21 protein-coding genes are annotated in these 22,920 nt (G+C 61.1%); 11 read left to right on the top strand and 10 right to left on the bottom strand.

Annotated features, from left to right (window positions below):
- Positions 1 to 3: 3 nt before the first annotated feature.
- Entirely contained in the window at positions 4 to 2,079 is a 2,076-nt protein-coding gene (locus tag BM300_RS17795; protein WP_092463426.1) for an AsmA family protein, read from the bottom strand.
- Positions 2,080 to 2,456: 377 nt separating this feature from the next.
- Here BM300_RS17795 and BM300_RS17790 point away from each other — a divergent pair, with 377 nt between their 5' ends.
- The 8 genes from BM300_RS17790 (at position 2,457) to BM300_RS17755 (ending at position 8,438) form a co-directional block, all read left to right on the top strand.
- Positions 2,457 to 2,840, top strand: a complete 384-nt coding sequence (locus BM300_RS17790) for a hypothetical protein (RefSeq protein ID WP_092463424.1) — start codon at positions 2,457 to 2,459, stop codon at positions 2,838 to 2,840.
- A 157-nt stretch (positions 2,841 to 2,997) separates the two neighbouring features.
- Positions 2,998 to 3,630 carry a TetR family transcriptional regulator gene (locus tag BM300_RS17785; protein WP_063323156.1) on the top strand — a complete coding sequence of 211 codons (633 nt, stop codon included), beginning with the start codon at positions 2,998 to 3,000 and terminating at the stop codon, positions 3,628 to 3,630.
- Between the two features lie 465 nt (positions 3,631 to 4,095).
- Positions 4,096 to 4,479, top strand: coding sequence for a DUF6124 family protein (locus tag BM300_RS17780; protein ID WP_063323157.1), 384 nt, complete (start codon positions 4,096 to 4,098; stop codon positions 4,477 to 4,479).
- Between the two features lie 224 nt (positions 4,480 to 4,703).
- Positions 4,704 to 5,204, top strand: a complete 501-nt coding sequence (gene ureE / locus BM300_RS17775; protein ID WP_063323158.1) for an urease accessory protein UreE — start codon at positions 4,704 to 4,706, stop codon at positions 5,202 to 5,204.
- On the top strand, positions 5,201 to 5,875 hold the full coding sequence (locus tag BM300_RS17770; RefSeq protein WP_092146999.1) for an urease accessory protein UreF: 675 nt from the start codon (positions 5,201 to 5,203) through the stop codon (positions 5,873 to 5,875). Before ureE ends, BM300_RS17770 begins: the two co-directional genes overlap by 4 nt.
- Positions 5,876 to 5,884: 9 nt before the next feature.
- Positions 5,885 to 6,499: an urease accessory protein UreG gene (ureG, locus tag BM300_RS17765; RefSeq protein WP_003197309.1), complete on the top strand. Its 615-nt coding sequence runs from the start codon at positions 5,885 to 5,887 to the stop codon at positions 6,497 to 6,499.
- A gap of 31 nt (positions 6,500 to 6,530) precedes the next feature.
- The gene (locus tag BM300_RS17760; RefSeq protein ID WP_092463422.1) at positions 6,531 to 7,103 is read left to right on the top strand and encodes a HupE/UreJ family protein; all 573 of its coding nucleotides are present in this window, start codon (positions 6,531 to 6,533) and stop codon (positions 7,101 to 7,103) included.
- Between the two features lie 201 nt (positions 7,104 to 7,304).
- Positions 7,305 to 8,438 (top strand): AGE family epimerase/isomerase, encoded by a 1,134-nt coding sequence (locus BM300_RS17755; protein WP_092347289.1) that lies wholly within the window; start codon positions 7,305 to 7,307, stop codon positions 8,436 to 8,438.
- Positions 8,439 to 8,585: 147 nt separating this feature from the next.
- Here BM300_RS17755 and BM300_RS17745 read toward each other — a convergent pair whose 3' ends face one another.
- The 8 genes from BM300_RS17745 to BM300_RS17705 all read right to left on the bottom strand — a co-directional run bounded on the left by BM300_RS17745 (position 8,586) and on the right by BM300_RS17705 (position 18,449).
- A complete protein-coding gene (locus BM300_RS17745; RefSeq protein WP_003197302.1) occupies positions 8,586 to 9,350 on the bottom strand; it encodes an SDR family oxidoreductase in 765 nt (254 codons plus the stop codon).
- Positions 9,351 to 10,131: 781 nt separating this feature from the next.
- Positions 10,132 to 10,848: an ABC transporter ATP-binding protein gene (locus BM300_RS17735; protein WP_053117959.1), complete on the bottom strand. Its 717-nt coding sequence runs from the start codon at positions 10,846 to 10,848 to the stop codon at positions 10,132 to 10,134.
- Complete coding sequence (locus BM300_RS17730; RefSeq protein WP_063323162.1) at positions 10,845 to 11,717, bottom strand: ABC transporter ATP-binding protein; 873 nt, start codon at positions 11,715 to 11,717, stop codon at positions 10,845 to 10,847. Before BM300_RS17730 ends, BM300_RS17735 begins: the two co-directional genes overlap by 4 nt.
- Positions 11,714 to 12,994: a high-affinity branched-chain amino acid ABC transporter permease LivM gene (livM, locus tag BM300_RS17725; RefSeq protein WP_060739397.1), complete on the bottom strand. Its 1,281-nt coding sequence runs from the start codon at positions 12,992 to 12,994 to the stop codon at positions 11,714 to 11,716. Before livM ends, BM300_RS17730 begins: the two co-directional genes overlap by 4 nt.
- Positions 12,995 to 12,996: 2 nt before the next feature.
- On the bottom strand, positions 12,997 to 13,911 hold the full coding sequence (locus tag BM300_RS17720) for an ABC transporter permease subunit (RefSeq protein WP_063323163.1): 915 nt from the start codon (positions 13,909 to 13,911) through the stop codon (positions 12,997 to 12,999).
- A gap of 164 nt (positions 13,912 to 14,075) precedes the next feature.
- Positions 14,076 to 15,212 carry a branched-chain amino acid ABC transporter substrate-binding protein gene (locus BM300_RS17715; protein WP_063323164.1) on the bottom strand — a complete coding sequence of 379 codons (1,137 nt, stop codon included), beginning with the start codon at positions 15,210 to 15,212 and terminating at the stop codon, positions 14,076 to 14,078.
- Positions 15,213 to 15,582: 370 nt separating this feature from the next.
- Positions 15,583 to 16,866, bottom strand: coding sequence for an L-pipecolate oxidase (locus BM300_RS17710; protein ID WP_092463420.1), 1,284 nt, complete (start codon positions 16,864 to 16,866; stop codon positions 15,583 to 15,585).
- A 92-nt stretch (positions 16,867 to 16,958) separates the two neighbouring features.
- Positions 16,959 to 18,449: an L-piperidine-6-carboxylate dehydrogenase gene (locus tag BM300_RS17705; RefSeq protein WP_063323166.1), complete on the bottom strand. Its 1,491-nt coding sequence runs from the start codon at positions 18,447 to 18,449 to the stop codon at positions 16,959 to 16,961.
- 177 nt (positions 18,450 to 18,626) lie between these two features.
- On the opposite strand from BM300_RS17705, the gene BM300_RS17700 reads away from it, so the two are divergent.
- From BM300_RS17700 to nadE, 3 genes are all read left to right on the top strand, one after another.
- A complete protein-coding gene (locus BM300_RS17700; protein ID WP_063323167.1) occupies positions 18,627 to 19,535 on the top strand; it encodes a LysR family transcriptional regulator in 909 nt (302 codons plus the stop codon).
- Between the two features lie 229 nt (positions 19,536 to 19,764).
- Positions 19,765 to 20,991: a nicotinate phosphoribosyltransferase gene (gene pncB / locus BM300_RS17695; protein ID WP_063323168.1), complete on the top strand. Its 1,227-nt coding sequence runs from the start codon at positions 19,765 to 19,767 to the stop codon at positions 20,989 to 20,991.
- A 4-nt stretch (positions 20,992 to 20,995) separates the two neighbouring features.
- Entirely contained in the window at positions 20,996 to 21,823 is an 828-nt protein-coding gene (nadE, locus tag BM300_RS17690) for an ammonia-dependent NAD(+) synthetase (protein WP_092146989.1), read from the top strand.
- A gap of 318 nt (positions 21,824 to 22,141) precedes the next feature.
- On the opposite strand, the gene azu is transcribed toward nadE, so the two are convergent.
- Positions 22,142 to 22,588 (bottom strand): azurin, encoded by a 447-nt coding sequence (azu, locus tag BM300_RS17685; RefSeq protein WP_092463418.1) that lies wholly within the window; start codon positions 22,586 to 22,588, stop codon positions 22,142 to 22,144.
- Positions 22,589 to 22,920: the final 332 nt, after the last annotated feature.

The raw sequence follows: 22,920 nt of genomic DNA, 5'->3' as shown, positions 1-22,920 counted from the left end.
GGCTTATCGGGTGGGCTTGACCGTCACCGGCGCCTTGCCCGCCTTCATCTGCTCCAGCAGCGGTGCGCACTGGTTCGGCTCACCGCCGCTGGGCGCTACCAGCGCGAGCAAGCCGGCGGCCGGTGCAGCGATCACACCCAACGCCACCATCCCGGCGCCGCGCAGCATCAGCGGCACCGCCTTGACCCCGGCGGCGGGCTTGGCGAACGGACCCCGGACGTACAACGGCGAGCGCAGGGAAATCAGGCGCCAGCCCTTGGACTCGGGGGTGATGGTCAGGTCCAGCTGTTCATTCGCCATGTTCGCCGTGCCGTCGATGTAGATGATCGCGTTCTCGGTGTCGAACACGAACAGACGCGTGGTTGCCAGGCCCGTCTTGATGTCGAAGTCCGCCGCTGCGCAGTTGATCTTCACTTCCTTGTCGCCAAAGATTTTCCCCACCACGTAGTTGCCGACGTTCAGCCCCGCCAGCTCCATCAGCTCACGACTGATAGCGCCATCGTTGATGAGCATTTTCAGCGTGCCGTTGGAAGTGCCCAGCAACGCCGCCACCGAATTGCCGCGCCCGGTGATATCGGCATCGCCGTTCAATTCGCCGAAACTGGTTTTCATCGGCTCAAAACCCGGGAACAGCTGCTTGAGTTTGAAGCCGCGCGCCGTCAACTTCGCCTGGCCTTCAAGGGGCTGGGCATGGCCATTGAGGCGGATCTGCGCATCGAGGCGACCACCGGCCACACCGAAGCGCAGGGGCTCGAGGCTCAACTGCCCATCGTTGAGCACCAGATGGGTATACAGGTCGGTGAATGGCAACTGCTCGCTATGGACAATGCGCTTGCCGGTGAACTCCACATCGGCGTCCATCACGTTCCAACGCTCGGTGCGAAACTCTTCCACGGGCAAGATCTTATCGGCTGGCTGCTTGCTGGCACCGCCACGGGCCTTTTGCTCGGAATTGGAGTCAGCACCGATCAGCGGCGCCAGGTCGCTGAACAGCAATTGGTTGGAGACCAGCGCGCCACTGAGTTTCGGCCGGGGCTGACTGGCGACATAAGCCAGGTCGCCATGGATATCGCTGTCGCCGATCTTGCCGTTGAACGCCTCGTAGCGGAACAGCGCCCCACCCGGCTCATGCAGCTTGGCAATCAAGCGGCCATCGGTGGCGTAAGGCGGCGAATCCGGCAGGGTCACGCCGGTCAGCGGGTAGAGATGAGCCAGGCTGTTGCCGGCCAGTTTCAGGCGCAAGTCCAGGGCCCCGAGATTCATCGGGTCGGTGAGGGTGCCGGCCAGTTCGACGCGGGTCTCGGCGATCTTCGCCTGGGCCTGGAGCGGAAAGGGTCGTGAGGCATCCTGCAATGCCAGCAAACCACCGACCTTGCCGGAGCCGGCCAGGTTCTGCCCGTGATACTGCCCGTTGACCTTGAAGGCGAACGCATAGTCCTGCGGTTTCGCGCCCTGGTCCTGAGCCTTTTTGGCGGCCTTATCACCGACGATATCGCTGAACGGGATGGGTTTGCCCAACGGGTCGATCAACAGGTCGAGCCGGGTCTTGAGCGTCTGGTCGTCAAGGGTGACGTGGCCCTTGTCGAAGCCGATGGCGCCGATGTCCACCACCCAGCTGGACGGCTCGGCGTCCGGGTCTTTCGGATCGAATTGGAAGGTCCAGTTGGCGCGTCCGTCAGCCAGACGCTGCAGGTTGGCATTGGGCTCCGTCAGGTCGATGCGCGGTATCGCCACCCGCCGGGCCAGCAAGGCCAAGGGGGACACGCGCAACTCGACACGCTTGAGCGTGACCATTTGCGGGGTTTTCGACCAGTCAGGGTTGCCCAGGCTCAAATCCTCGGCCACCACATGGGGCCAGGGCAGCCAGGCACGCCAGCCCCCTTCCTCTGGCTCACGCTGCCAGGCTACCGCCAGATTGCCGTTGATGGCGAAGGGACGATGCAACTCCTCGGAAACCTTGGCATTGAGCGTGGGCTTGATGCGGTTCCAGTCGAAGAAGGCGATGACCAGGACCAGCACGGCCAGCAGGACAACAAGGCTGGCAAAGCTCCAGGCGAGGATTTTCGAGGTGCGCGTCATGCACAAGGCTCCTGATGACAAGTCAGCGTCCGCAACCGCGACGCCGCTGGGAACACGACCTTGCAGTCGGTTCGTTATGAAGGGTTGGACTGGTAAAGCGGCCCACAGGTGCCGATGAACGGCACAAAAAAATGCAATATTCCTGACCGATCAGCCAACAAACTGTTACCGCCCTCGCACATTTACGAGGCAGTAGTGGGTACAAAATACCCACCTCGGTGCAAAACGGCACCTCGGAAACGCCCGTTCTAGAGCCTTCGCGCAGAACAATCAATTCCGTTGATTATTACCATTGTCTTTATGAACTTTTATATCGACTTATCGAGAGTAGCATTGCCCTCGTACCCACTTTATCGCCCCCCCAAGGAGCAACGATCATGAAACGCCAATTACTGATGAGCCTGTCCCTTTCACTGCTGGCCTCCACTGCCTTCGCACTGCCAGCTTCCGAACAAGCCACGCCACAGGTCAAGGACAGCCACTCTGTCTACAGCCAGACGGTTGCCGAAGGTGGCCGTGATCGCCTGGAACAAAAAGGTCTGGTTGAAGACGGTTATGACCGCACCAAGCAAAGCGAGACCTTGGCTGAAGACGGTTACGACCGCACCAAGCAGAGTGAGACCTTGGCTGAAGACGGCTCTTCCCGCACCAAGCTGGGTGAGACCCTCGCCGAAGACGGCTCTTCCCGCACCAAGCTGGGTGAGACCCTCGCCGAAGGCGGTGGTGACCGCGTGATCGAACGCAACGGCACAGTGAGCTGAGCCCATGGTGGCCCAGAAAAAAGCCCGATTCCTGCAATCGGGCTTTTGACTTTTCAAACCCCTCGTTTTCCCCGCCCGATCCCCCTCTACCGTTCGACGTCGACAAAGCCGATTTGCTAGAGTGCGTCGCTCCCGTGAATCAGAAGCCAGCCTTGCGATGCTGCCCCGCGCCGAACAGAAACAACAGACCCGAATTGCCCTGATGGACGCAGCCCGCCGTTTGATGGAGTGTGGCCGGGGGTTCGGCAGCCTGAGCCTGCGGGAAGTCGCCCGGACAGCCGGCATCGTCCCCACCGGGTTCTACCGGCACTTCGACGACATGGACCAACTGGGCCTGGTACTGGTCAGCGAAGTCGGCCAGACCTTCCGCGAAACCATCCGCCTGGTACGCCACAACGAATTCGTCATGGGCGGCATTATCGACGCGTCAGTGCGGATCTTTCTCGATGTGGTGCAGGCCAACCGATCGCAGTTCCTGTTCCTGGCCCGCGAGCAATACGGCGGTTCCCTGCCGGTGCGCCAGGCCATCGCCCAACTGCGCGAAGACATCAGCTCGGACCTGGCAGCCGACCTGGCCTTGATGCCCAAGTTGCAGCACCTGGACCTTGCCGCCCTGGGCGTGATGGCCGACCTCATCGTCAAGAGCGTATTCGCCACCCTGCCGGACATCATCGACCCACCCGCCCAAGCCCTCCCCGAACATCTCACGCCCCAGGCGAAGATTACCCAGCAACTGCGGTTCATCTTCATTGGCCTCAAGCATTGGCAAGGGTTGGGCAGTACCGAATAACCCGATGTACCCACTGTGGGAGCTTGCTCGCGATAGCGGAGTCTCAGCCCCCTGATTGCTCACCTGACACACCGCCTCCCGAAGAACCGCCTGGGAGATGTGGCCATCTCTGTAGGAACTGCCGACCGCTGTGACCTTTCGGGGCTTTTCCCTGCCAAACCCTCGGACATTTCCTTCAACACGCAGGGCTGCTCATGAACTAGGCAGCAATTTCGAGCGCCGCTAACCTTTGTTCGTCATCGCAAAAAACGGTGACACGGACGTGCAAGTCCGATCTAGGAACGCATTCGTTATGGCTATTCGCCGAGCATTTTTCTATGCTCGCCGACTGTTATGGCGGCTGCGCGTGGGAGACCTTCGGGTCTGCCGGGTTCCTGGACCGGTCTTGCACACCTACGTACAGCTGCCACCCATTTTTCGACGTGCAATCGGAGGGTGTCGGCTCCACTTCCAGGAATTTTCACTATGTTCAAAGCAACTCCGAATCCCCCGCAAAGCGGCCACAAATCCCGCGTCGAAGCACAGGAAGAAAAAAAGCTCGAAGACGCCGCCACCCGCGCCCTCGACTACTACCTCAAGCCCAAGCCCGCCTCACCGCCCGAACCTGACAAAAACCAACTCTTCATCGTGTCCCCCCACATCGACACCGAAACCCTGCTCGCCAACGCCTCCGAAGACCTGCTTTCCATCAGCACCATCGCCGCCGACCTGGCTGACGACGTCGACGACTCACGCCGCTGCGTCGCCCTGGCGATCAGTCGCATGGCCGATGGGGTGCAGTTGTTGGTTGAGCGGGCGTTGGATCATCTGGAAACCAAGGAGATGGCGGCGCCTGGTGCCAAGGGATAGCGCTTTGTTTTGATGCAAGCTGAGCCGACGCCTTCGCGAGCAAGCCCGCTCCCACAGGTTCTTTTTGTGTCAGCCGCAAAATGGTGCGCGCCATCGCGTCGCGCACCAACATGGCACGCAATCCGCCCCATCCTGAAACGCCATCCCAGCTATTTCCTACACCTCATTCGGTTGGCAAGCCCCTTGCTCTAAACACAGCACTGTTCATTGCTGGAAGCACTCCGATGCTGGTGATTCATCGCAGAATCGACACTCAACCGCGCTGGGACGCCGAGCTGCACCTGACCTTTGACGCCCGTAGCAAAAGCCGCCTGCGCTGTTTCAGTGCCGAGGGTGAAGACGTGGGGTTGTTCCTGGAACGAGGCCAACCGCCGCTGTACGACGGCGAATGCCTGCAAGCTGAAGACGGGCGCATCGTGCGCGTTTGCGCCCGCGCCGAACAATTGCTGCATGTCACCTGCGCCAACGCCTTCGAACTGACCCGCGCCGCCTACCATCTGGGCAATCGCCATGTCGCCCTGCAAGTGGGCGATGGCTGGTTGCGCCTGCTGGACGACTACGTGCTCAAGGCGATGCTCGAACAACTGGGCGCCCGCGCCGAATCCATCGAAGCCCCGTTCCAGCCGGAACACGGCGCCTATGGCGGCGGTCACCATCACTCCCGGCACGGCGACGAAGATTTCAACTACGCGCCGCGCCTGCATCAGTTCGGCGTGCGCACATGAACCCGGCCTGGGCGCTGCTGCGTCTGGCCAGCCCGCAACTGCCGATTGGTGGCTACAGCTATTCCCAGGGGCTGGAGATGGCGGTGGACAACGGCCAGGTGAAAAACCCTGACGACGCCCGTCGCTGGATCAGCGATCAACTGCTGCTGAACCTGGCGCGTTTCGAAGCGCCCTTGCTGCTGGCGCACTGCACCGCAGCCGCCGCTGACGATTGGGACGCGCTGCTGCAACGTTGCGAAGAACACCGCGCCAGCCGGGAAACCCGCGAGCTGTATCAGGAGAGCCGGCAGATGGGCTACTCGTTGCAGCAATTGCTCGCGGGCCTGCCGGAACTCGACCGCGCCGCGCGAGACTTTCTCGAACAGCGCAGCGAGCCGCACCTGGCCTTGTGCTGGGCCCTGGCCGCCCGCGCCTGGCAGATAGCCCCCCAGGACGCCCTCGCCGCCTGGCTGTGGAGCTGGCTGGAAAACCAACTGGCGGTGCTGATGAAAACCCTGCCCCTGGGCCAGCAAGCGGCCCAGCGCCTGACCAGCGAGCTGCTGCCGCTGCTGCAACAGGCCCAGCGCGACGCCTCGAACATCGACCCCGATCATTACGGCAGCGCCGCATTTGGCCTGTCCCTGGCGTGCATGGCCCATGAGCGCCAGTACAGCCGTCTGTTCCGTTCCTAGGAGACACTCATGAATACACAACCTCTGCGCGTCGGTATCGGCGGCCCGGTAGGTTCCGGCAAGACCGCCCTGACCCTGGCCCTGTGCCTGGCTCTACGTGAACGCTACAACCTGGCGGTGGTCACCAACGACATCTACACCCGCGAAGACGCCGACTTCCTGGTGCGCAACGAGGCCCTGGCGCCGGAGCGGATCATCGGCGTGGAAACCGGCGGTTGCCCGCACACGGCGATTCGCGAAGACGCGTCGATCAACCTGGAGGCGGTGGACCAGTTGAACCGGCGCTTCCCGGGCCTGGACCTGATCCTGGTGGAGTCAGGCGGCGACAACCTGTCGGCGACCTTCAGCCCGGAATTGTCGGACCTGACCATCTATGTGATCGACGTCTCGGCCGGTGACAAGTTGCCGCGCAAGGGCGGGCCGGGCATCTGCAAATCAGACCTGCTGGTGATCAATAAAATCGACCTGGCACCGCTGGTGGGTGCGTCCCTGGAAATGATGGACAGCGACACCCGGCGGATGCGCAACGGCAAGCCCTTCGTGTTCAGCAATCAGAAGACCGGCCAGGGCCTGGACGACATCATTGCCTTCATCGAGCGCCAGGGTCTGCTGACCGCCGCCTGATCTTTCCGACTGACCACAAGGAAGCTTATCCATGAACTTCAAACGCATCCTCGGCCCCCTTGCCCTGCTGCTGACCCCAGCCTTGGCCTTCGCCCATCCCGGCCATGGCGACAATGGCCTGATCGCCGGCCTCGGCCACCCCATCGCTGGGCTCGACCATTTGCTGGCGATGCTGGCGGTGGGCTTGTGGGCCGCGCAACAACAAGGCGCCGCGCGCTGGGCGCTGCCCTGCACTTTCGTCGGTACAATGCTGCTCGGTGGCCTGCTGGGCTTTGAAGGCCTGGATCTGCCAGCGCTGGAAAGCGGGATCGCCGCCTCGGTGCTCGCCCTGGGCCTAGCGGTGGCACTGGCGGTGCGTCCACCATTGAGCCTGGCAGTCGGTGCGACGGCACTGTTCGCGCTGTTCCATGGCGTGGCCCATGGCTTGGAACTGCCGGACATGTCGAGCCCGTGGGCCTATGCGGTGGGCTTCGTCGCAGCGACGGCGGCGTTGCATGGCGCCGGGTTTGCCCTGGTGCGGGTGTTGCCGCGAGCGGCGGCGCCGTTGGTTCGATTGGCTGGGGCGGCTTCGGCGGCGACTGGGTTTTGGTTGCTGGCGGGCTGATTCTTTAGCGCCTGCCTGGCCGCTATCGCGAGCAAGCTCGCTCCCACAGCTTGATCGGGCCTCCACACTTTGATCGGTGTACACCGGCCCCTGTGGGAGCGAGCTTGCTCGCGATGACGGACTTACAAGCACCATCTCTCTGGAGTCGGTCACTCTGCTACCATGTCGCGCAATCGCCCCCAGCCGTGACGACCTCCGCCGATGCCTGATGCTTCCCGCCCCGCTCCCCAGCCTGAATTGACCGCCCTGTTCGCAACGGTGCGTCAGCATTTTCACGACGTGATCGTGCCGATGTGGCAAGGCCCGGGCTGGAATGCCGAACTGGCGTTGCCCTATGAATCCCTTGATGCCGAGCATGTGCCGCTGCCACCCCAGCGCTACCGCGCCATGGCCTGTGCGCGGCAGTTGTATGTGTTCGCCAATCTGATCGGCGAAGTGCCCCAGGCCGAGGAGCGGGCCAGTGCACTGTTCCGCTCGCTGCAGCGTCATTTCCACGATGCCGAGCATGGCGGCTGGTTCTACAGCATCGACCCGCAAGGCGCGCCGCTGGACACCGGCAAAGACCTCTACACCCACGCCTTTATCCTGTTCGCCTGCGCCCATTACTGGGGCAAGGTCCGCGAACCGCTGGTGGAGTCGGTACTCAACGCGTGCCTGGAGGTCATTGCCCGGCGCTTTGCCAGCGCAGACGGCCTCTACGAAGCCAGCCTAAAGCGCGACTGGTCAACGACCGGATCCGGCCCGTTGCAAAACCCCTTGATGCATCTGGCCGAAGCGTTCCTCGCGACCTTGTCGGTTCGCGAAGACGCCAACGTCCGCCAGGCGCTGCTGAGCCTTTGCGACGGGATGTCCAAGCATTTCATCGAGCCGCAGCAACGCGTGATGATGGAGAAGCCGCTCAGAGCTGTGGATAACTGGTTCGAACCGGGGCACCAGTTCGAATGGTATTTCCTGCTGGCGTCCTCACCCCTGCTGCGTGACGGCAAGCTGCACGCGGCCCTGGAGCACAGCTTCGGCCATACCGAACAACGCGGCGTCGCCCCGGACTCCGGCGCTGTGTGTGCAACGCTGGCCTTGGGATCCCAGGCAGGCCCGCGCGATGCCACCCAACGCATCTGGGCCCAGGCGGAATACTTGCGGGCACTCACCTTGCGCCCGGGCAGCCAGGGGCTGCTGCTGCGTCAATTGCGGGCGCTGCAGCAGCATTTCCTGCATGCCAAGGGCTGGAACGAATGCCTGGACGCCGACGGCATCGTCAGCCGCCGGGACATGCCGTCCACTACGCCGTATCACCTGCTGACCTGCTATCGCGGGCTGGCCGACTACCTGGCATAACGCTGCTGTGGCTGCTGTGGCTGCTGTGACTCCTGTAGCTTTTGTGGCGAGGGAGCTTGCTCCCGCTGGGCTGCGTAGCGGCCCCAAAAGCTGGCGGCTGCTTCGCAGCCGAACGGGAGCAAGCTCCCTCGCCACAGATGTCCACCATCAAGTCTTGTTGCGCTCAATGGCAAACCCGGCCCAGGTCTGGCTCACCGGCATCAGCTCCAGGCTGTTGATGTTGATATGCGCTGGCGCATTGAGCACCCAGAAAATCGTATCGGCGATGTCCTGTGGCTGGATCGGCTCCGCGCCGGCGTAGGTCGCGTTGTAGCGTTCCTGGTCGCCACCGAAGCGCACCAGGGAGAACTCGCTCTCGCACAGGCCCGGCTCAATATTGCTCACCCGCACGCCCGTGCCTTGCAGGTCGCAACGCAGGTTCAGGGAGAACTGTTTGACGAACGCCTTGCTCGCGCCATACACATGGCTGCCCGGGTACGGGTAGTTGCCGGCGATGGAACCCAGGTTGACGATCCCGGCCCCACGACCGTGGGCGATCAGGCGCGGCAACAACAGGCGAGTACTGTAGATCAGCCCTTTCACATTGGTGTCGACCATGGTGTCCCAGTCATCAAGGTCGCACTTGGGTGCAGGGTCAACGCCCAGGGCCAGTCCGGCGTTGTTGATCAGCCCGCGCAATTTGGCGAAGGATGGCGGCAGGTTGGCGATGGCCTCTTCCATGGCCTTGCGATCACGCACATCCAATACCAGGCCATGGACTTCAGTCTGCTTCGACAGCTCGGCACAGAGGGCATTGAGGCGTTCTTCACGACGACCGGTCAGCACCAGTTTCCAACCGGCCTCGGCAAAACGACGGGCACAGGCTTCACCAAAACCGGACGTCGCGCCGGTAATAAACAGCGTGTCAGACATCGTGTTCTCCTTGTTTGAACTTCAACAGCCATTGAATGGAAATCGGCCCACAGCATGCCCGCCCTGGCACGGTAGGGGCAAGGCTTGCACACGGCTTTTGCCCAACGACTGCTCATAAAACAACCAATCAATGCCAGGCCTTGTCGAACAAGGGCCGCAGCCGGTTGCCCGCATCTTATCCACAGGCACGTCCACAGTAATCGGGGGCAAGTGCAAAACCCGCAAGCCGCTGTGCATAAGGCTTTGCGGGGTGTTTGGAAATTTTTTTCGCTTGACCCTGCAAGTGAGGTTGTGCAGCGCAAGTTATCTGCTATAAGCCAATGCGAGATGGGCGATGGCTCCAAGCCAGTAACGACGCTGCTCAGCGCCGTCTTTCCAGAGTTTAACCACAGACTTATCCACAGGCTTGCCCAGCGACTTTCAAGCCCATTGCAGCGGTCACAAAAGTGTTGACAACAGCCATTCCCGCTTGACTGAAAACGCCTGATCAAAAAACGATCACAGCCCTGCAAGCCACGTATTCAAAGGCTTTCAGCCAGCTACTCCCACGTTACCCACAGCCAGTTCCACAGCAAACGGGGACAAGTCAAAACCGTGGCAAAACAACTATTTGCGGCGACTTTATGTCGCGGCTTCGCAAGGACTCAGGATTGTTGTCCACAATTGTGAAAAACATACAAACCCCTGTCGGAGCAAGCTCGCTCCCACAGGGGGCAGTGGTGTTTTGCAGAGATAAAAAAACCGGCGATCACTCGCCGGTTTTTTCATTGCAACAACCGCCTCAATGACCGCCCAGGTACGCGTTACGCACCTCTTCGTTGGCGAGCAATTCCTTGCCGGTGCCGGTCAGGCGAATTTCACCGTTGACCATCACATAGGCCCGGTCCGACAGCTTGAGGGCGTGGTTGGCGTTCTGCTCCACCAGGAAGATGGTCATCCCCGTGGATGCCAGCTCACGCAGGGTGGCGAAGATCTGCTTCACCACAATGGGTGCCAGCCCCAGGCTCGGCTCATCGAGCAGCAACAACTTTGGCCGGCTCATCAATGCCCGGGCGATGGCGAGCATTTGCTGCTCGCCGCCGGACATGGTCATGGCCCGCTGGTTGCGCCGCTCCTTGAGTCGCGGGAACAGCTCGAACATGCGTTGCATGTCTTCGCTGGCGTATTTGTCACCAATAGGAATGGTACCCATCAGCAGGTTTTCCTCGACGGTCATGTCGGGGAATACCCGCCGCCCTTCCGGCGACTGCGCGATGCCGTTGGACGCGATGTAGTGGGACGACTTGTGGGTGATGTCCACGCCTTGGTAAATGATCTGCCCACCGGCGGCACGCGGCTGGCCGAAGATCGACATCAAAAGCGTGGACTTGCCGGCCCCGTTGGAGCCGATCAGGCTCACGGTCTCGCCTTCGCCAATGTGCATCGAGACTTTCTTCAGGGCCTGGATCGGCCCGTAGAACACGTCCAATTCCTTGAGTTCGAGGATAGGTCCACTCATACCAGCTCCTCTTCGTCGGCACCCAGGTAGGCCGCGATCACCTTCGGATCGTTGCGAATCGCCTCGGGACCGCCCTCGGCGATCACGTTGCCGTGGTCCAGCACCACGATGTGATCGGAAATGCTCATTACCATGCCCATGTCGTGTTCGATCAGTACCACGGTCAGATCATGCTCGTCGCGCAGCAGCCGGATCATCGCGCTCAGCGCTTCGGTTTCCTGAGGGTTGAGGCCGGCGGCCGGTTCGTCGAGGCAGATGATCTGCGGGCGTGTGCACATGGCCCGGGCGATTTCCAGGCGCCGTTGCTGACCGTAGGAAAGCTCGCCCGCCAGACGGTTGGCGCAATCCACCAGGTCCACCACTTCCAGCCAATAGAACGCATGATCCAAGGCGTCGCTTTCGGCCTTGCGGTAGCCCTTGGTGTTGAGGATACCCGCCACCATGCTGCGGTTGACCCACATGTGCTGGGCCACCAGCAGGTTTTCCAGCACCGACATTTCCTTGAACAGGCGAATGTTCTGGAAAGTACGCGCCAGGCCGGCGCGGTTCACCAAGTGGGTGCCGCCGAACATCTTGTAGTACAGCCGGCTGGCGAAGGACTTCGGCGACACGAAATCAGTCGGGCGAAACGCCTCGCCCAACAGCTTGATGACGTTGGTTTGCTCGCCACGCACATTGAGCTCGATCTTGCCGCCCGAAGCCTTGTAGAAACCGGTCAGGCAGTTGAACACCGTGGTTTTGCCCGCGCCATTGGGACCGATCAGGGCAAAGATCGAGTTGCGTTTGACTTGCAGGCTGACATCGCTGAGGGCCTTGATGCCACCGAACTGCATCATCAGGTTTTCAACTTTGAGTACGACTTCGCTCATGGCGCAACCCCCTTGCGCGGCGTCACGCCGGTTCGGCTGATACGGATCAGGCCGCGAGGACGCCAGATCATCATCAACACCATCAGTACGCCGAACAGCAACACCCGGTATTCGGAGAAGCTGCGCAGCAGCTCCGGTGCCACGGTGAGCACGAATGCCGCGATCACCACGCCGACCGTCGAGCCCATGCCACCGAGCACCACGATGGCCAGGATCAGCGCCGATTCGAAGAAGGTGAACGAAGACGGGTTGACGAAGCCTTGGTAGCTGGCAAAGAACACCCCGGCCAGGCCAGCCGTGGACGCACCGATAGTGAACGCCGAGAGCTTGACCAGCACATGGTTCAGGCCCATGGAGCGGCAGGCGATTTCATCCTCGCGCAGGGCTTCCCAGGCACGACCGACCGGCATGCGGGTCAGGCGATGCTTGACGTAGAGCACCAGCAGTACCGTGATGAACAACACGATGTAGATGAACAGGAATTTGATGTTGGGGTTGTAGTCGATGCCGAAGAACTCATGGAATGGCACCCCGCCATCCTTCGCCCGCCTGCCGAACTCCAGGCCCAGGAAAGTCGGCGAAGGAACCGGCATGCCATTGGGCCCACCGGTGAACGACAGCCAGTTGTTGAGCACCAGGCGAATGATCTCGCCAAAGCCCAGGGTCACGATGGCCAGGTAGTCACCGTGCATTCGCAACACCGGGAATCCCAATATGCACCCCGCCATCGCCGCAGCGATGGCCGCCAGCGGCAGTACCGTCCAGAAGCCCAGCCCCAGGTATTGGTAGCCCAGCGCCAGGCCATAGGCGCCGATGGCGTAGAACGCCACATAGCCGAGGTCGAGCAGCCCCGCCAGGCCGACCACGATGTTCAGGCCCAGGCCCAACAGCACATAGATCAACCCGAGGATGACCACCGTGAGCACGTATTTGTTGGCGAAAAACGGAAACACGATGGCAATCACGATCAACGCCGGGATGATCCAGCGCAGGCGCGACTTGTAGTCCGGCGGCAGCACGTGCACGCCGGAGCCGGTGCTCTCGAAACCCTGGAGAATCTTCAGTCCCTTGGGGGTTTGCAGGAACAGGCTCAAGGCAAAGCGCCCGATCATCACGATCGCCACCAGCCAGCCGACGCGGGCCGGTTGCAAGTTGAAGCTGTAGCCGTCGAGCACCACGCCGACGATCGGCCCGAACACGATCAGCGAGATCAGGCCGGCCAGGATCGCGTCGATGACGCTCTGTTTGATATCAAGCGGTTTATTGGCAGCAGACATACTTATACCTTCGCCACGAGTGGGCGACCCAACAGGCCTTGGGGACGGAAAATCAGAATCAGCACCAGCAGCGAGAAACTGAACACGTCTTTGTAGTCGGAGTTGATCAGACCGGAGAACAGCGACTCGGAAATCCCGAGGATGATCCCGCCGAGCATGGCCCCAGGCAGGGAGCCGATGCCGCCGAGTACCGCCGCGGTGAACGCCTTGATGCCGATGATGAAGCCGGCATAGAAGTCGAATGTGCCGTAGTTCATGGTGATCAGCACGCCGGCCAGGGCTGCCATGGCCGCACCGATGATGAAGACGTAGGAGATCACCCGATCGGTGTTGATCCCCAGGATCGAGGCCATCTTGCGGTCTTGCTGGGTGGCGCGGCACATGCGCCCGAGCTTGGTGTACTTGATGATGTAGGTCAGCACCGCCATCCCGGCGAATGCGGCGATCAGGATGAAGATCTTGGTGTAGGTGAGCTGGACGAAACCGCTGCCGATGTCGAGGCGCATGGCGCCTTCAAGCAGCGTTGGGACACCCTGTTGACGGGCACCCTGGCTGATCTGTGCGTAGTTCTGCAGGATCAGCGAAATACCGATGGCACTGATCAGCGGTGCCAGCCGGGTCGAGTTGCGCAGGGGTTTATAGGCGACGCGTTCGATGACCCAGCCGTATACCCCGGTGACCACCACCGTGAACACGAGCGTGCCAAGGATCATGAGTGGAAAGGATTCGATACCGAAGTAAGCCAGCAGAGCCAGACTGATTGCCGCGAGGTAAGCGGAAATCATGTAAACCTCGCCGTGGGCGAAGTTGATCATGCCGATGATGCCGTAGACCATTGTGTAGCCGATGGCGATCAGACCATAGACCGACCCGAGGGTCAGGCCATTGATCAGTTGCTGCAGGAAAATACCATCCATAACGCAATCTCACGCAGTGAGAACCTGCACACCTTTGGGTGCGCGGTTCTTCTAAGGAAAATACAGATTAACGTCGGAGCAATGTCAGGCACGACCTGCACGCGCCCTTTGGAAACCGGGGTTTGCCCGGCCCCCAAAGGAGGCGTTGCCGGTCGCGTCAGCCCTTACTTCTGTTTTTCCAGCTGGTGGTATTTGCCGTCCTTGTCCCACTGATAGACCACGTAGTCGGAGACTTTCAAGTCGCCCTTGGTGTCCCATTCCTTCTTGCCCATCACGGTCTGGACGGGGTTGGCCTTGAGCCACTTGGCCGCGTCTTCGCCTTTATTGGACTTGGCGCCATTGAAACCGGCGGCCAGGGCCTGGACCGAAGCGTAGGCGTACAGGGTGTAGCCTTCAGGCTCGGTGCCATTCTTGCGGAACTCTTCAACCACGGCCTTGCTGTCTGGCAGCAGGCGCGGGTCGGCGCCAAAGGTCATGTACACACCATCGACGTATTGCGCGCCGCCGGCGGTGGTGACCAGTTCGTCGGTCACGATGCCATCGTCGGACATGAACTTCACGTCCTTGAGCCCTTGCTCACGCAACTGGCGAACCAACGGGCCGGCTTCCGGGTGCAGGCCACCGAAATAGACCACGTCGGCACCGGCCGCACGGATCTTGGTGACCACGGCGCTGAAGTCTTTCTCGCCGCGGGTCAGGCCTTCGTACAGCACTTCCTTCACGCCGCGCTTGGCCAGTTGTGCCTTGGTGGCATCCGCCAGGCCTTGGCCGTAGGTGTCCTTGTCGTGCAGCACGGCCACTTTCTTGCCCTTGAGCACGTCGACGATGTAGTCACCTGCCACGATGCCCTGCTGGTCGTCACGACCGCACATGCGGAACATGGCGCTCAGGCCGCGCTCGGTGACCTGGGGGTTGGTGGAGCCCGGGGTGATGGCGATGATGCCAGCTTCGTCGTAGACCTCGGAGGCCGGGATGGTGTTGGACGAGCAGAAGTGCCCGACCACGCCGATCACCTTGTCCTGGTCGACCAGGCGGTTGGCCACGGCCACGGCCTGCTTGGGTTCGCAGGCGTCGTCGCCCGCGACCAGTACGATTTTCTCGCCGTTGACGCCGCCAGCCTTGTTGATGGCATCGGCTGCCGCCTGGGCACCCTTCATGTACTGCTCGCCAAATGCAGCGTTGGCGCCTGTCATCGGCCCCGCCACACCAAATTTCACATCAGCTTGGGCAAACGCAGAAACACCCAGCGCAGCTGCCACTGCGAGGGCCAGGAAACCTTTCTTGTAAAACGTCTGGGACATGAGGTGGTGCTCCAAGGTTTTTTTTAGTTGGCACTGCGACTTCATTTCACTGAAAAGCTCAGAGCAAGGGCCGTGCCATCGGTTTTTTATTCTGAAAAAAGTCGCTGCTTTATTGTTATTTCGACTGTTTCGAGCCCTTTTTCATAGGGCGTGCAACCGTCTAAACCGCACGAGGTGCAACCTTTTATTTAAATGAGTGAAACCCTCTGTGAGCCATCATTGCAACCATCGCACGAAACAGCGTGCAACCGCTGTGTAACAACCCACGTCACCGAACTGCACACTGTCGGTGCACGATTGCTACAACCCGCACCATAACAGGCTAGACGCTACGCCGGAAAACGCGGGTTCCAGCAACAATTTTCAACACTCAAATGACGATCCGCAGGCACTGGCCCGCGTGATACAGCGAAAAGCCCGCTTCATACAGGCAACTGCGCAACCCCACCCCGGCCAATGGCTGCATGGGGGCGAACGGGATCGGCAGGGTCTGGGCGTTACCGTGACACAGGTAATCGGCGAACGCCTTGCCGACCACCGTGCCGGTAGTCACGCCCCGACCGTTGTAGCCGGTAACGGCCACCAGCCCGGGAGCCGGTTCGAACAGGCGCATCAAGTGATCGGGGGTAAAAGCAATGCAACCGGTCCAGGTGCACTCCCACTCCACCGACTTGAGGTAAGGAAAATAGTGCTGCTGCACCCGATCGGCCCAAGCCTTGAGGAACCAGGTCGGCTTGCGGTTGCCGTTGCCCAGGCTGCCCAGCAGCAAACGGCCGTCCTTGTCCCGGCGGATGCTGCTCAACACCTGGCGGGTATCCCACGAGCCCTGCCCGCCCGGCAGAATGCGTCGGGCGGCCTCGTCGGTCAGCGGGACCGAGGCGACCTGATAGTAATAACCGGGGAAGAAATTGCGCCGCAGCTCGGTCCAGTCGCCCTCGGTGTAGGCGTTGGAGGCGATCACCACCTGCTCGGCCAGCACCGCCCCCTGGGCAGTCTGCACCGACCAGCGCTGGCCTTGGCGTTCCAGGTGCGTCACCGGCGAGTGGTCGAACAACTGACCGCCAAGGTCGGTGGCGGCCTTGGCCAACCCGCTGGTGTAGGCCATCGGGTTGAGCGTACCGGCACGACGGTCGAGCAGCGCCGCGGCGATTTTCGACGTGCCGGTGGCATCGACACAGGCCTGGCCGGTGAGCAATTCCACCGGGGCACCGCGGCGCTTCCATTGCTCTTCACGACTGCGCAGGTCGGCCTCGCCCCGGGCGTTATGGGCCATGTGCAAGGTGCCTTCGCGGCGCAGTTGGCAATCGATGTTGTATTTATCGATGAGGCTGAACACCAGGGCCGGTGCGGCCCCCAGCATGCGGTTGAGCTGGCTGCCCACCGCCTCGCCGAACCCGGCCTCGATGTCATCCGGCGGGATCCATAGGCCGGCGTTGACCAACCCGACGTTACGCCCCGATCCGCCGTGCCCGGCCCGATGGGCTTCCAGCACAACCACGCGCTTGCCTTGTTCGAGCAAATGCACCGCCGCCGATAACCCGGTAAAACCCGCGCCGATCACGCAGACGTCGGCCGTGACTTCACCGGTGAGCCCGCTGTTTTCAGGCCTTTGCGGCGTCAGTTTTTCCCATAGACATTCTTCGCGTAACGGCATTGCCAGCTCCTGGTCAGGAGCAGCTGCGAGCTTCAAGCCTCAAGCTGCAAGCAGGGGTCGCTTGCAGCTTGGAGCTTGCGGCTTGAAGCTGCTTAATCAAAGGTAATTCCCTGCGCCAACGGCAACTCCAGCGAATAGTTCACGGTGTTGGTCTGGCGGCGCATGTAGCCGCGCCAGGCATCGGAGCCGGATTCGCGACCGCCGCCGGTTTCTTTTTCGCCACCGAATGCACCGCCGATCTCGGCGCCACTCGGGCCGATGTTGACGTTGGCGATGCCGCAGTCACTGCCCACGGCCGACATGAACTGTTCGGCTTCACGCACGTCGGTGGTAAAGATGCAGGACGACAGGCCCTGGGGCACGGCATTGTTCAGGTGCAAGGCCTCGGCAAAGTCCTTGTAGCCAACCACATACAGGATCGGCGCGAAGGTTTCGTGGCGCACGACGTCGCTCTGCTCCGGCATCTCGACGATGGCCGGCGAGACGTAATAGGCATTCGGGAACTGGTCTTCGAGCTGGCGCTTGCCCCCAAACACGCGCCCGCCTTCGCTCAGGGCCTGCTCCAAGGCGTCCTGCATGTTGTCAAAGCTGTGCTTGTCGATCAGCGGCCCCACCAGGTTGCCTTCCAGCGGATGGCCGATGCGCACTTTCGAATAGGCGGCCTTGAGGCGGGTGACGATTTCTTCCTTCACCGACTCATGGGCGATCAGCCGACGCAGGGTGGTGCAACGCTGGCCGGCGGTGCCGACGGCGCTGAACAGGATGGCGCGTACGGCCATGTCCAGGTCGGCACTCGGTGCCAGGATCATGGCGTTGTTGCCGCCCAGCTCCAGTATGCTGCGGGCGAAACGCGCGGCAACTTTCGGTGCCACTTCACGGCCCATGCGGGTGCTGCCGGTGGCGCTGATCAAGGCCACGCGCGGGTCATCCACCAGCGCTTCACCGGCATCACGACCGCCGATGATCACCTGGCTCAGGTATGGGGGGGCGTCACTGAAGTTCTTCAACACGCGCTCGAACAGCGCCTGGCACGCCAGGGCGGTGAGCGGGGTCTTTTCCGACGGCTTCCAGATCACCGCGTTGCCGCACACCAGGGCCAGCGTGGTGTTCCAGGCCCAGACCGCCACCGGGAAATTGAAGGCACTGATCACCCCGACCACGCCCAGCGGATGCCAGGACTCACGCATGTGGTGGCCCGGACGCTCGGAGGCGATGGTCAGGCCGTACAGCTGGCGGGACAGGCCGACGGCGAAGTCGCAGATGTCGATCATCTCTTGCACTTCACCCAGGCCTTCCTGGGTGATTTTGCCGGCTTCCCACGACACCAGCTCGCCAAGGTCGGCCTTGTATTCACGCAGCAGGTCGCCAAATTGACGCACCAGCTCGCCGCGACGCGGGGCCGGCACCTGGCGCCACAGGTCGAAGGCGTGTTCGGCACGGCTGACCTGCTGCTCGACCTCAGCCGCGCCTTCCCAGTTCACAGCGCCGATACGGCTGCCATCAATGGGCGAATGCACCGGTTGTGTGCCGTTCTGGTACAAGGCCGAGTCGACGCCCAAGCGATCAAGCAATGCAGCAACCATGGAAAATTTCCTCACACGAAAAACAAAGGATTGGCAGCCGGACGAATGCGACTGATCAGACCTGTAGTTGTAGCTGGCCTGAGTCTTGCCAACAAACGACCTTTAAGCGAGATATCATTCCGTTTATTCATGCTGGCCATGACCGGATAAGCAGAGCGACAAGAAATAAGGCCTCATATGCTCAATAAACGCTATTTGCCGTCGATCACGGCGCTGCAATGCTTCGAAGCGGTGACCCGCCACTTGAGCTTCACCCGTGCCGCCGAAGAGCTGAATCTGACCCAGAGCGCCGTCAGCAAACAGGTCGCGCAACTGGAGGAGCTGCTGCAGCACTTGCTGTTCCGACGCGTGCGCCGACGCTTGCAGCTGACGCCTGCCGGTGATTTGTACCTGGGGGAAGTGCGAAAAATCCTCACACAGGTGGAGATGTCTACCCATTACCTGCGCTCCTACGGCGGCGACACTGAAGTTCTGCGCGTTTCCACGCCTCCGACCTTCGGCGCTCGCTGGTTGGTCCCACGCTTGAAGGGCTGGCGATTGCGCCATCCGAAGATTCACCTGGACCTGTGCAGCGAGCAGGAGGCCGACGACTTGCTGCAAGGGCGCAGCGACCTGGCGTTCTATTTCGGCCAAGGCTCGCGCCCCGGCACCGAATCCCTGAAGCTGTTTGGCGAAGAACTGGTGCCCGTCTGCGCGCCCGGCAGCCTGCCTGACCAGCCCTTCACCGACCCGACCCAACTGGCCGAGCTGGTGCTGCTGCAAAACGCCTCGCGGCCCCAGGCCTGGCACGACTGGTTCGACCACCAGGGCTACCACACCGAACATAGCTATCACGGGCCGCGTTTCGAAACTTTCTACATGTGCATCCGCGCCGCCCAGGTCGGCTGCGGCGTCGCCCTGCTGCCGCGGTTTCTGGTGGAAGAAGAACTGGCCGACGGTAAACTGGTCATCCCCTGGCAACACGCGATGCCCAGCACCAACGCCTATTACCTGGCCTATCCGGAACATTCGGCGGAAGTGCCCAAGGTGCGGTTTTTTGTGGAGTGGATGTTGGAACAGATCGAGAGCCCGGGTACGCCGCAGTAGCCATTGGCTTTCCCCCTGTGGCGAGGGAGCTTGCTCCCGCTGGGCTGCGAAGCGGCCCCAAAAACGTGCGGGCGCTGCGCACCCGAGCGGGAGCAAGCTCCCTCGCCACAAAGGCCTGTGAACACTAAAAAATCACTGGCAATACCCACCCAGGTTATGCGCCACTAACCCCCTCATCCCAAACCGCTGCACCCCGCTGCCCGCCGCAGCGGCCTGTCTGGAGAACCCTATGAGCGAGAGCGTATTTGCCGATCGTATCGTGCAGAACCTGCTCGACACCGACTTCTACAAACTGACGATGATGCAGGCGGTGTTGCACAACTACCCCAACGTCGAAGTCGAATGGGAATTTCGCTGCCGCAACAGCGAAGATCTGCGCCCGTACCTGGCGGAGATCCGCTTTCAGATCGAGCGCCTGGCCGAGTTGAGCCTGAGCGCCGACCAGTTGGGTTTCCTGGAGCGCATCAGTTTTCTGAAGCCGGACTTCCTGCGTTTCCTGGGCCTGTTTCGCTTCAACCTGCGCTACGTGCACACCGGTATCGAAAACGGCGAGCTGTTCATCCGCCTGCGCGGGCCGTGGCTGCACGTCATTCTGTTCGAAGTGCCGCTACTGGCCATCGTCAGCGAGGTGCGCAATCGTTATCGCTATCGTGAAATCGTCCTGGAACAGGCGCGGGAACAGCTTTATCGCAAGTTCGACTGGCTGAGCGCCAACGCCAGCGCCGAAGAACTGTCCGAACTGCAAGTCGCGGACTTCGGCACCCGTCGTCGTTTTTCCTTCCGTGTCCAGGAAGAAGTGGTCAACGTGCTCAAGCATGACTTCCCCGGGCGCTTCGTCGGCACCAGTAACGTGCACCTGTCCCGGGAACTGGACATGAAGCCCCTGGGCACCATGGCCCACGAGTGGATCATGGCCCACCAGCAATTGGGCCCGCGGCTGATCGACAGCCAGATCGCCGCCCTCGATTGCTGGGTGCGCGAGTACCGAGGCCTGCTGGGGATCGCCCTGACCGATTGCATCACAATGGACGCCTTCCTCAAGGATTTCGATCTGTTCTTCGCCAAGCTGTTCGACGGTTTGCGCCATGACTCGGGCGACCCGGTGATCTGGGCCGAAAAAGCCATTGCCCACTATCACAAGCTCGGCATCGATCCGATGAGCAAGACCCTGGTGTTCTCCGATAGCCTGACATTGCCCAAATGCCTGGAGATTTTTCGAGCATTGCGTGGTCGCATTAATGTCAGCTTCGGTATTGGCACCAACCTGACGTGTGACATTCCAGGTGTAGAGCCGATGAGCATCGTGCTTAAAATGATCAGCTGTGACGGGCAACCCGTGGCCAAGATTTCAGACGAGCCCGGCAAGACCCACTGCAAAGACCCGAATTTCGTCGCCTACATGCGACATGTTTTCCAAGTACCTGCCGCCCTTTCTGACACATCAAGCAAGGAGTGAATTCATGCAAGCCGTACAGCGTGAGATTGCTGAACAGCTCAAGGTCCAGCCACCGTTCGCCGATGACGCCGCCCTCAAGGCCGAAATCGCCCGTCGGGTAGACTTTATCCAGGATTGCCTGGTCAACTCCGGGCTCAAGTCCCTCGTGCTGGGCATCAGCGGTGGCGTCGATTCGCTGACCGCCGGGCTCCTGGCCCAACGTGCCATGCGCGAACTGCGGGAGAAAACCGGTAACACCGCCTACAAGTTCATCGCCGTGCGCCTGCCGTACGAAACCCAGTTCGACGAGCATGAAGCCCAAGCATGTGTGGACTTCATCGACCCGGACGAGCGCCATACCGTCAACATCGGTCCGGCGGTCAAGGCCTTGGCCGATCAAGTCGCGGCGTTCGAAGGCAAGGCAGCAGTCTCGCGGGATTTCGTGCTGGGCAATACCAAGGCGCGGATGCGTATGGTGGCGCAATACACCATCGCGGGCACCGAGCACGGCCTGGTGATCGGCACCGACCATGCCGCCGAAGCGGTGATGGGTTTCTTCACCAAGTTCGGTGATGGCGCCTGCGACTTGGCGCCGTTGAGTGGTTTGGTGAAAAACCAGGTCCGGGCCATCGCTCGTGACTTTGGCGCGCCGGAGTCGCTGGTGGAAAAAATCCCCACCGCCGACCTTGAGGACCTGTCCCCAGGCAAGCCGGACGAAGCCTCCCACGGCGTGACCTACGCCGAGATCGATGCGTTCCTGCACGGCAAGCCGGTACGGGACGAGGCGTTCAGGATCATTTGCGAGACCTATCGCAAGACTGAGCATAAGCGGGTGATGCCTTACGCCCCATGACTACAAGAGGCGCCTGCTCTGCCGCCATCGCGAGCAAGCTCGCTCCCACAGGGGGTTGCCTGGCATAAAAAAAGCGCCCTGCATGGGTAATGCTGTTCATTTAAGAACAATGATGGACCTGTGGCGAGGGAGCTTGCTCCCGCTCGGCCGCGAAACGGTCGTAAACCGGTGGATGCAGTGTGTCTGATGCTCCGCATTTGGCCGGTTTTGGGGCCGCTTCGCGGCCCAGCGGGAGCAAGCTCCCTTGCCACGGGTGTATCGATTGCCTTAAGTGAACAGCATTACCCTGCATGGGGCGCTTTTTTATGCCTGAAGTGATTATTTCAGGGTAACGGTGCCTTTCATCATCGAGATGTGGCCTGGGAACGAGCAGAAGAAGCCGTACGCCTCACCGGCAGCCAGTTTCGACACATCGAAGGTCACCGAGTCGCTTTCCTTGGCACCAATGAGTTTGGTGTGGGCGATGATGCGTGCATCACCTTCCGGCAGGTAGTTCTTGTCGATGCCTGCTGCCAAACCAGCCGTGGCAATCGGCTGCATGTCAGCCTCTTTGCTCAGCACCCAGTTATGGCCCATGACGTTTTTCGGCAAGCTGCCCGAATGCGTCAGCTCAACGGTGAACGTCTTGCAGCTCTTGTCGATCGCGATGGCCTTGGTGTTGAAGGACATCTGGTCGGTCGAGTCGATGGTGGTCTTGCACTCCGCTGCCATCAGTTGGCTGCTGGCCAGCGTCAACAGGGATACTGCAACAAGTTTGGCAAACATCGTGAATCTCCAAGGCATGGTTAACAAAAATCCGTCAAAGGGGAAGACTGCCTGAATTTCAGACAAGTTCCTATGACCTGAATCAAAGATTGTATACAACTTAAGGCTATCAGCCTGATGGACACAATCAACCAGCCAGAGGGATGACGCCACTTTATGATCAGCCTCACCACCTCTCGGGAGCGCCCCTCATGAACGTCAACAGCCTGTTATGCAGCTTGCTCGCCGCCTACGCCTGCGGCGCCAGTGGTACCTACGAAAAACCCCAGCGCGAGGTTTAATCGCTTTGCGCCACCAAGGCCAGGCTTTACTCTGGGTCGGTTACTGATCAT

This window comes from Pseudomonas sp. NFACC46-3 (assembly GCF_900114515.1).
Taxonomy (GTDB): Bacteria; Pseudomonadota; Gammaproteobacteria; order Pseudomonadales; family Pseudomonadaceae; genus Aquipseudomonas; species Aquipseudomonas fluorescens_Q.
Note: the sequence above shows the minus strand (reverse complement) of the source record. Positions and strands in the feature narration are given on the sequence as shown.